The following is a 7,466-nucleotide window of genomic DNA, read 5'->3' as shown; positions in this document are numbered from 1 at the left end:
AAAGCCCCGGAGAGTCAATGGCGGGAGATGGCTGCGCAGCTGGTACGGTCATACACCGGCCAGAGAGATGTTGATCCGCAAATGCTGGAATGGATCATCCCGGAAGCAGGGTTAAGCCCCTCAGTCGCCGGGGCTTGCTGCAATGTCCCGGACTAACCTGCAGGAGACCTCACTCGCAATGCCGGCTCGGTGCGTCTGGGAAAGCTTCATCGATTTTGCCGTGAAAAGCACTTGCCAGCGCGCTAAAGAACGCTCGCTACTTGGACGCGCTTTCGTGAACCTGGACGGTCACCACGTATTTCCAAAGCGTGCCGGAAGGCAATGGCGCTCACGTCGCATTTGTGCCGCGACGGGCCGTTCGAGTTGATGACGATTTTGGCCTGTTCCAGCGAGAGGCCGTGCTTTGCAGCCAGTTCGGCAGGGTCGTATGTTTCGTTCCACCCCCGCGCGGTGTTCCTGCCCTGCATGATAATCTCCACTGTCCGTGCTGAAAACGTGAGCACTCCAGAAAAGTTGCACGCTGGAGCGTCGGCGATCGTCGGAACCTTACTGTGGACGGGAACATTACTGCTCCATGTTCAATGATAACGAAACCCTGATTGTCGAGACGTGCTTGATGGTAGCCGTGCCGGTGTCGGTCGGCCTGGCCGTTCTATCGGCCGTACTGTTCTACTGATCGCCTGGAGAGTCCTCATGACCCACTACCCGCGCAGTACAGCAAGCATCGGCGGCCATCCGATTCATCCGATGCTGATCCCCTTTCCAATCGCGTCCTTCGTCGCTACGTTCTTTTGCGACTTGATCTTCTGGCGAACCGGCAATCCGGGCTGGGTCAGCGGCTCCGTCTGGCTTCTCGGGGCGGGCCTAGTAATGGCGGCCTTGGCCGCCATTGCCGGCCTGACAGATGTGCTGGGCGACGATCAAGTCCGCAACCTGCGAGATGCGTGGCTGCACGCGGGCGGCAACGTGCTGGTCGTTATCATCGAACTCTACAACTGGTATTCCCGATACGCCCACGGCGATGCTGCGGTGGTCCCCGTTGGCCTCGTGCTTTCCCTTATTGTGGTCCTCATCCTTCTGTTCACGGGGTGGAAGGGCTGGGAAATGGTCTATCGGCATCACGTGGGAGTGGCAGACAGTCCCGAAGGTCGGCGCTGACGCCTCCAACATTGAACGCAAGTTCGAGCCGCATCGCGTGATGATGACAATTACTAACGAATGTAGTTCCGCCATGGAACCTTTGTGCCGGACCGTGAGGGGGTCCCTAACGGACGTTAGCCGTTAGAAATCGCAGGAAGCCCGTCGCCTATGCCCACTAGCTGCGACTGCTTATTCTTAGCCGACACAAATTGTTAATGCGTGGCCTAGGCCCAAAGGCGCACAGTTTCTCTCTTTCTCGCAGCAACTCGGGGTAAGGGCCTGGCCTGCCTGCCCTAGATCCCCCGACTTCCCGCAGGCAGGGATCGTGTGCCTGCCAGTTCAACCTTGCCGGCCGGCCTTCCGGTAAAGCCGAAATCATGACGGCGCGCACCAAAACTGACGAAGATCAAAATCGACGCCGAAATCCCAATGCACTCAGTGCGCCTTATTTTTGCATGCTGGAGGATCGGTTTCCACATGACCATCATTGTGCTGCGGCAACTGCTGATGACCGAAATCCGCTGTCGGACCCCCTGGAAGTGCTGGAGGAAAACATTTTTCGAATCGGGAACAAGCTTTCGCACGTCAGGGCTGGCGGAGCGTCGTCCGCATCGGAGCAGCAGCACGTGGAAAATCTTCAAGAACTGCAGGAGATATTTGTCTCCAGGCGACAGTCTTTTTCCGGCGGAGCCGCAAGGCGGGGGAAGTTGCCACGCTCTCGGCGGTAATAAGGGCGCCAAGCGGCCGCCCTTCGCGGCGATGCGCCGTCGGCACGATCTGGAACTGATAACCGGGCAGACGCAGGGGGGTAGATCAGGCGCGCTATACCGACCTTTGTTTATGAAATCCAGCATCGATCATCTTCCCCCGCCAAAGCAGCGTGAGCTGACCAGGATCGTGGAGGTGCTGCTTGAGTAATTCGACGATGCGCTAAAGGGCGCAACGGCCGATTTCAAGAAGCCGCGGGCGCATTCCTATGCCCGCGGTGGCTGGGTCGACGAGCCGCAAGCCCGACGACGGAACTGGGCGAAATCAGTGGCGTCATCCAGGCCGCGGGCGTCTCGCCCTCGCAGGCGCCGATCGAGGCGATCCTCAAGCCGATCTGTCCCCCCTCAGGGGCGCACTCCAGATCGGGGGTCAGTTTTGGAAACGATGACGTAATTGCTGCCGTCGCTCCTTTGGACGAAGATTCGGCTGACGGCAAAAGGCCGCCGACCATTGAGATGGAGGAGGCCGCAGTGAAGCAATATGTAGGGCTGGATGTGTCGCAGAGGGAGACGAGCGTCTGCGTGGTCGACGATACTGGCAAGACGGTGTTCCAGGGAAAGGCGAAGTCCGATCCGGGAGCACTGACCGAGTTGCTCCGCAAACGCCCCCTCAAGCCGAGCGCATCGGATTTGAGACGGGCGCCATGTCCAGCTGGCTATGGCACGAGCTGAAAAGGGTCGGATTGCCGGTCGTCTGCCTTGATGCTCGGCATGCAAAGGCAGCGCTTTCAGTCCGAATGAACAAGAGCGATGAGAACGATGCCCGCGGCCTGGCCGAACTGGTTCGCGTCGGCTGGTATCGGGAAGTGAAGGTCAAGAGCGCAGAGGGTCAGGCCACCCGGTCCATGCTGGTCGCACGGTCAAGACTTGTCGAGATCCGTCGCGATCTCGAAAATCAGACACGGTCCATGCTGAAGGAATATGGGCTGCAGTTCAGTCGATCGATTGGGTCACAGTTCCGGCAAAAGGTTTGGGAACTGGTTGCTGACGGCCATCCGCTTCGGCCTTTGGTTCAGGCGCTTCTGTCTGTCCATGAGCAGGCCTGCTGTGAACAGGAGAAGCTTGATCGGCAGGTTCGGCATCTCGCTCGTGAAGACGAAACCACACGCCGGCTGATGACAGTCCCCGGCATCGGCGTGGTGACCGCGCTCACCTTCCGGCACACGATCGACGACCCTTCGCGCTTTCGCTCGGCCGCCAACGTAGGAGCCTATCTCGGCCTGACTCCGCGACGAAAGCAGTCCGGTGAAACGGATATCAATGGCCGCGTCTCACGCTGGGGCGATCGACTGTTGCGAACCTATCTCTACGAGGCGGCCAGCGTCCTCCTGCACCGGACGAAGAAATGGTCCACGTTGAAAGCCTGGGGGATGCGTCTGTCGAGGCGGATCGGCTTGAAGAAGGCAAAGGTGGCGGTCGCACGGAAGATCGCGGTTCTGCTTCATTGCATTTGGGTTGACGGCACCAGCTTCGAGTGGGGCTGCGAAAAGATGACATAACAGATCAGCACTCGATCCCAATCGCGGGTCCGTTTCCGGAACTCGTGATGTCCCCGCCGGGACGGTGGTTGCGGCGACCTCGGTCAAACGGCTGACAGCAGTTCATCTGCATCTCGTTGGAAACGTTGAGGCGCCCGACCCGAACATCATCATGAGGCACTCGACCTCGGAAAGGACCATGACCCCGGCGATGGCAGTGCGAGATCCGGATTGACAACTACCCGCAATTAAAGGGCCGTTTGACACAGAGTAGGCTTCAGGAGAAGGGCACGTCATTCCAGCTTACCATCGATGTGTACGCATACGCTCATCGCTTGCCGAGCACTGTTTGCGCAAAACAATGATGTCGAGCGCGGAGGTTGCTCTGTTACTTGGATTCGAGGATGCCAACTAGGCCGCGCGGCGCCTCAGAAGCGGCTGGAGCGCTCCTCGGGCTGGGGCGACTTCAAACCCTGGCAGGAGCATTCCGGATCGGCCGGAAGTCGTGCGGCGGTTTCCAGCGCGACCCGCGAGGCTGTCATGGACAGGCTCGGCAAGACATCGTCCTGCAGCAATTTCTGGCGATTGCGGTCCATATAGTCGTTGAAGCCCGCCGTGACGAACGCGCAAGGCACGAAACACGCGCCGATCTCGCGCGACAAGGTGGCCTCGGGGGCGATCGAATGGTTGAGCACATCCGCCCCCATGCTGCGAAATGCCAGTGCTTCGGCCGGGGTTGTCAGTCGCGGCCCGTAACAATGGGCGGCGACCAGTTGCTGTGCAATGCCGTGAACCCGGCATCCGGCCGGCCAATGGCGACGCGCCGTCTCGACCAGGACCGCCGCGCATCTCGGGCAAACAATCTGCTTGCCGGAACAGTCGAAGCTCTGGCGGCCAGGCAGAAGTGAAAACGGGGTCTGCGTCAGCTCGATGATGTCGGCGGGCACCACCATGTCGCCAGGCTTGATCGCCTTGTTGACGGCGCCGATCGTCGAGCAGGCAAGGACCTGCCGTACACCGGCCTGCATCAGTACCCAGAACGCGCGGCGGTGACAGGAATGGTCGATATGATCGCGTGGATTGCCGTGTGAGTACATGCAAAGCGCGCGTTTTGGTTGGCCTTCGAGGGTAATGGAGGCATCGAACTCGAGCAGCTTCCAGTTGTCCGTGCGACCGAACGGCGTTTCAAAGCTCATGTCCCGCCGCAAAGTGTGAACGCCGTCGACTTCGACATCCTCCGGGAATGCAAGCCCCCAGTTGGCCGAGCCGGTGATGATCGCCAGCCCCACCTTGGGGATGTCCGTTGCATGGCCGGCCAGATCGTCGCCAGGGTGAGGATCGATAGGCATGTTTACAGTCCCGGTCAGGTTTTTTGGCGAAAGGCCACGATCAGGACAACGGCCACGACCAGCGCGGTCCACAATGTCGAGATCGCCGCGATGGTGGGGTCGATCTGGTCGCGCAGCGACAGGAACATCAGCTTCGGCAGCGTGCTGTTGCGACCGCTGGCGACGAAGATCGAAATGACGGACTCGTCGAGCGAAGTCAGGAAGGCCATCAAGTTCGCTGACAACAGGCTGACCCGAAGTTGCGGCACGATGATCCCGCCGATGGCCCGAGGCCAGTTCGCACCGAGGCTGCGCGCCGCCTGAACCTGGTTCCAGTCAAAGCGGGCCAGAGCAGGCAACAACACGAAGCATGCAACCGGAATGGCCAGCACGACATGTCCGACCAGCACGCCGAACAGCGTGCCGACCAGGCGCTGCGCCGCCAGGACGAAGAAGAGACCGATCGCAAGCAGGATCCCCGGCACGATGGAGGGACTAAGCAGAACACCCTGAATGGTCGCGGCGGCCTTGCCGCCGAGCCTGTTCATCGAGATACAGGCCAGCAGCGCCGAGGGCACAGCGACCATCGCCGTCAGCGTCCCGAGGATCAGGCTCGTCTTCAGTGCGTCCATCCACGTCGCGGAGCCGAAGAAATTCTCGTACCAGCGCAACGAATAGGCATGCGGCGGAAACTCGAGGAGATCTGAGGCCGAAAAGGAGAGCGGCACGACCACCAGTGTCGGCAGCATCAGGAACATCAGCACTAACGTGGAAAAGCCCCAAAGCAGAATGCGGGCCAGCCTGTTGTCCTGATAGGAGTCAAGCATGGGCACCAGTCCTGTTTTGTGCCATCAGCCGCCGTGCCGCCACGAACATTACGCCGACCAGCGCCGTGACGACGAGGAGCAGGATGCCCAGCACGCTCGCAGAACCCCAGTCCTGAAAGGTGGACAGCGTGCGCTCGATGCGGATCGACAGAGGATTTACCTTGCCGCCGCCAAGCACCGCCGGCGTGATGAAAAAACCAATGGTGTAGATGAAGACGATCATCGAACCGGAGACGATGCCGCCGGCCGAAAGGGGCAGAATGACGGTGCGTATCACTTGCCCAAGCGTGGCTCCCATGCTCGCCGACGCGCGAACAAGGTCTGTTTCGATATCGCGCATCGCGGCATAAACGGGCAGCAGGAATAGCGGCAGCATGTAGTGAACCATGCCGATCAGCGTTCCGGTGAAGTTGTAGACGAGCGGCAGCGGCTCGGATGTCAGGCCTGACGCTGTCAAGGCCGCGTTGATCAGGCCGTCGCGCCGCAACAGCACAAGCCAGCCATAGGTGCGCACCAGAATGGAGGTCCATAATGGCAGCATGACAAACGCCATCAGCACATTCGCCACCCTCGGCCTGGCGCCGGCAAGAGCGAATGCCAAAGGTGTTCCGAGAAGTATGCAAGCAAAAAGCGTGCCGAGGGACAGCTCGAACGTTGTCACAAGCGCCAACCAGGTCAGACCGCTCGAAAGCACTTTCTCGTAGTTGCCGACCGTGTATTCCCCCGCGATGCTGAGGAAGGATTGCCGGATGATCCAAAGGATGGGCAGTATCGCCGCCAGTCCAACGACGAAAAGAGCCGGCAGTGAGAGCGAAAGGAAGAACCGCCGCTCGCGCCGCGCATCTGCGGCGAGCGCGGGATCGACGAGGACGGTCACCCTTTCGCTCCCGGTATCGCGTGAACTTTGTCTGCGGGCGCATATGCGGTCACCCGCTGACCGAGCCTAAGCTCGGCGCAGGCGCCGGCCAGCGCCGACGGGATAGAGACGAGAACCGCCTGCCCGGCGTCAGGCGCCAGTGTCAAAAGCCAGTTGTCGCCACGAAACGCCTTGGCGCGCAGTATCCCTTCGAGCGCTACTCCGTCTCGCCCTGCCAGCTTCGCATCCAGATGGAAGCTCTCCGCGCGGATCATCAGGGTCTCGCGTGAGGTAGCGGCGCCGTCGATCGCACGCACTGAGCCGGGGGGCATCATGTTGGCCTCGCCCATGAACTCCGCGACGAAGCGGGTCGACGGACGATCATAAACCCGCTGTGGCGTGCCGATCTGCTCGATACGGCCGGAGTTCATAACGACGACCCGGTCGGACATGGTCAACGCTTCACGCTGGTCATGTGTCACATAGATTGTTGTGATCCCCAGATCATCGTGCAGACGCCGTATCTCGTACTGCATGGTTTCGCGCAAATTCTTGTCGAGCGCCGAAAGCGGCTCGTCCATCAACATCACGCGCGGTTCGAAGACGATAGCCCGCGCCAACGCCACCCGCTGGCGCTGGCCACCGGACAGTGCGGCGATGTCGCGCTCCGACAGGCCTTCCAGCTTCACGCGGGCCAGGGCCTCGAGCGCCCGCCGCCGGGCCTCCGCTTTCGGCATCTTGCGCAGTGCCAGCGGGTACTCGACATTGGCCAGGACATTCATATGGGGAAACAGGGCGTAGTTCTGGAACACAATGCCGATATCGCGCTTGTTGGGAGCCAGGCGAGTGATATCGCGATCACCCAACCAGAGCCTGCCGGAATCCGGCCGGACAAAGCCGGCCAGAGCCATGAGCAGCGTGGTCTTTCCTGATCCAGACGGGCCGAGCAGCGTGAGAAATTCGCCAGCCCGAACGTCGAGCGAGACACCGTCCAGCGCGACGTAGGACCCGTAGACCTTGCGCACGCTGTCGATGGTGATCGGAAGCGACGACATCATGTCCTCAAACTT

General features: G+C 60.6%; 6 protein-coding genes and 2 pseudogenes. 3 read left to right on the top strand and 5 right to left on the bottom strand.

Annotated elements, in window-relative coordinates; all coding sequences use genetic code 11:
* Positions 1–242 precede the first annotated feature (242 nt).
* Positions 243–467, bottom strand: a complete 225-nt coding sequence (locus tag P9272_RS33770; RefSeq protein ID WP_278164450.1) for a hypothetical protein — start codon at positions 465–467, stop codon at positions 243–245.
* Positions 468–693: 226 nt separating this feature from the next.
* Here P9272_RS33770 and P9272_RS33765 point away from each other — a divergent pair, with 226 nt between their 5' ends.
* The 3 genes and pseudogenes from P9272_RS33765 (at position 694) to P9272_RS33755 (ending at position 3,406) form a co-directional block, all read left to right on the top strand.
* Positions 694–1,158, top strand: a complete 465-nt coding sequence (locus tag P9272_RS33765; protein WP_278164448.1) for a DUF2231 domain-containing protein — start codon at positions 694–696, stop codon at positions 1,156–1,158.
* Positions 1,159–1,980: 822 nt separating this feature from the next.
* Positions 1,981–2,145, top strand: a pseudogene (locus tag P9272_RS33760) (nucleotidyltransferase); the annotation flags it as partial.
* Positions 2,146–2,378: 233 nt separating this feature from the next.
* Positions 2,379–3,406 (top strand): annotated as a pseudogene (locus tag P9272_RS33755) (IS110 family transposase).
* Positions 3,407–3,813: 407 nt separating this feature from the next.
* Here the strand turns inward: P9272_RS33755 and P9272_RS33750 are convergent.
* The 4 genes from P9272_RS33750 to P9272_RS33735 form a co-directional block, all read right to left on the bottom strand.
* On the bottom strand, positions 3,814–4,734 hold the full coding sequence (locus tag P9272_RS33750) for a 5'-methylthioadenosine phosphorylase (RefSeq protein WP_278164446.1): 921 nt from the start codon (positions 4,732–4,734) through the stop codon (positions 3,814–3,816).
* Positions 4,735–4,748: 14 nt separating this feature from the next.
* Positions 4,749–5,471: an ABC transporter permease gene (locus tag P9272_RS33745; protein ID WP_278164444.1), complete on the bottom strand. Its 723-nt coding sequence runs from the start codon at positions 5,469–5,471 to the stop codon at positions 4,749–4,751.
* A 61-nt stretch (positions 5,472–5,532) separates the two neighbouring features.
* The gene (locus tag P9272_RS33740; RefSeq protein ID WP_278164442.1) at positions 5,533–6,417 is read right to left on the bottom strand and encodes an ABC transporter permease; all 885 of its coding nucleotides are present in this window, start codon (positions 6,415–6,417) and stop codon (positions 5,533–5,535) included.
* A complete protein-coding gene (locus P9272_RS33735; protein ID WP_278164440.1) occupies positions 6,414–7,451 on the bottom strand; it encodes an ABC transporter ATP-binding protein in 1,038 nt (345 codons plus the stop codon). The genes P9272_RS33740 and P9272_RS33735 overlap by 4 nt, the downstream gene beginning before the upstream one ends.
* Positions 7,452–7,466: the final 15 nt, after the last annotated feature.

It is taken from the genome of Mesorhizobium sp. WSM4976, assembly GCF_029625685.1.
Lineage (GTDB): Bacteria > Pseudomonadota > Alphaproteobacteria > Rhizobiales > Rhizobiaceae > Mesorhizobium.
The sequence above is the reverse complement of the archived record's forward strand: the minus strand, read 5'-3'. Positions and strand labels throughout refer to the sequence as shown.

Coding starts and splice junctions, on each gene's coding strand:
- P9272_RS33770 (WP_278164450.1), bottom strand. CDS start 467: ATGCAGGGCAGGAACACCGCGCGGGGGTGGAACGAAACATACGACCCT.
- P9272_RS33765 (WP_278164448.1), top strand. CDS start 694: ATGACCCACTACCCGCGCAGTACAGCAAGCATCGGCGGCCATCCGATT.
- P9272_RS33750 (WP_278164446.1), bottom strand. CDS start 4,734: ATGCCTATCGATCCTCACCCTGGCGACGATCTGGCCGGCCATGCAACG.
- P9272_RS33745 (WP_278164444.1), bottom strand. CDS start 5,471: ATGTTCCTGATGCTGCCGACACTGGTGGTCGTGCCGCTCTCCTTTTCG.
- P9272_RS33735 (WP_278164440.1), bottom strand. CDS start 7,451: ATGTCGTCGCTTCCGATCACCATCGACAGCGTGCGCAAGGTCTACGGG.